Here is a 1038-nt window from a genome sequence, read left to right as displayed (position 1 = left end):
GGCAAGATCGCGGAACTGGCCGAGCGCGTGAAGCACGTGCATCTGAAGGACAAGTCGAAGGTGTTCAACACGGCGAAGGTCGAGGCGCTGGAACTGGCGAACCTGATCGAAGTGGCGCGCGCGACGATGGTATCGGCCGAAGCGCGCAAGGAAAGCCGCGGCGCGCACGCGCACAGCGACTACGAGCAACGCGACGACGAGAACTGGATGCGTCACTCGCTGTGGTTCAGCGAGGGCGATCGGCTGGATTACAAGCCGGTGCAGATGAAGCCGCTGACGGTCGAATCGGTGCCGCCGAAGGCGCGTACCTTCTAAGGAAAGCGCAAGGAAATCGAAATGGCAAAACGTATTTTTGAAGTCTATCGCTACGATCCGGACAAGGACGCGGCGCCGCGCATGCAGTCGTACGAGCTCGATCTGACGCATGAACGCATGCTGCTCGACGCGCTGGTGAAGCTCAAGGAAGTGGACGAGACGCTGTCGTTCCGTCGCTCGTGCCGTGAGGGCGTGTGCGGCTCGGACGCGATGAACATCAACGGCAAGAACGGGCTGGCGTGTCTGACGAATCTGAATGAACTGCCGCAGAAGATCGTGCTGCGCCCGCTGCCGGGACTGCCCGTGGTGCGCGATCTGATCTGCGACTTCACGCAGTTCTTCAACCAGTATCATTCGATCAAGCCGTATCTGATCAACGATACGCCGCCGCCCGAGAAAGAACGCCTGCAATCGCCGGTGGAGCGCGACGAGCTGGATGGACTCTACGAGTGCATCTTGTGCGCGAGTTGCTCGACGTCGTGCCCGAGCTTCTGGTGGAATCCGGACAAGTTCGTGGGCCCGGCGGGCTTGCTGCAAGCCTATCGCTTCATCGCGGATAGCCGCGATCAGGCGACGGGCGAACGCCTCGACAACCTGGAAGATCCGTACCGTCTGTTCCGTTGCCATACGATCATGAATTGCGTCGACGTGTGCCCCAAGGGGCTCAATCCGACCAAGGCGATCGGCAAGATCAAGGAATTGATGGTGCGCCGCGCTGTCTGA

The 1038-nt window shown here is 60.6% G+C and carries 1 protein-coding gene and 1 pseudogene; both read left to right on the top strand.

Features of this window, described 5'->3' with window-relative positions; all coding sequences use genetic code 11:
- Positions 1 to 315, top strand: a pseudogene (locus QCE73_RS33825) (succinate dehydrogenase/fumarate reductase flavoprotein subunit); the annotation flags it as partial.
- 21 nt (positions 316 to 336) lie between these two features.
- Positions 337 to 1038, top strand: coding sequence for a succinate dehydrogenase iron-sulfur subunit (locus tag QCE73_RS33820; protein ID WP_008354056.1), 702 nt, complete (start codon positions 337 to 339; stop codon positions 1036 to 1038).

Source organism: Caballeronia sp. LZ029, assembly GCF_031451275.1.
Lineage (GTDB): Bacteria > Pseudomonadota > Gammaproteobacteria > Burkholderiales > Burkholderiaceae > Caballeronia > Caballeronia jiangsuensis.
The sequence above is the reverse complement of the archived record's forward strand: the minus strand, read 5'-3'. Positions and strand labels throughout refer to the sequence as shown.

Excerpts from the sequence above, each read along its gene's own strand:
- QCE73_RS33820 (WP_008354056.1), top strand. The coding sequence starts at position 337 with ATGGCAAAACGTATTTTTGAAGTCTATCGCTACGATCCGGACAAGGAC.